General features: G+C 60.0%; 1 protein-coding gene. It reads left to right on the forward strand.

Going from position 1 to position 403, the window contains the following annotated elements; genetic code table 11:
* Positions 1–403 (forward strand): AAA family ATPase (locus CG51_RS18935; protein ID WP_035747728.1); only part of this gene is annotated, 403 nt, incomplete at both ends.

The following is a 403-nucleotide window of genomic DNA, read 5'->3' on the forward strand; positions in this document are numbered from 1 at the left end:
TGATCCGTATCGACATGTCGGAGTATGGCGAGCGCCACTCGGTTGCCCGGTTGGTTGGCGCACCTCCGGGCTACGTCGGATACGACGAAGGCGGGCAGCTGACGGAGAAGGTGCGCCGTCGGCCCTACTCGGTCGTGCTCCTCGACGAGATCGAAAAGGCGCATCCCGATGTCTACAACATCCTGCTTCAGGTGTTCGACGATGGCCGCCTGACAGATGGCAAGGGCCGCGTGGTGGACTTCACTAACACCATCATCATCGCCACCTCGAACCTCGGTTCGGACATCATCCAGCGCAACCTCACGAAACGCGGCAGCAGTGAGTTCGACGAGGCCAAGCAGAAATCCGAACTGATGGAGGTGTTGCGCGGTCATTTCCGGCCAGAGTTCATCAACCGGATCGA

It is taken from the genome of Haematobacter missouriensis (genome assembly GCF_000740775.1).
In the GTDB taxonomy this organism is placed as follows: Bacteria; Pseudomonadota; Alphaproteobacteria; order Rhodobacterales; family Rhodobacteraceae; genus Haematobacter; species Haematobacter missouriensis.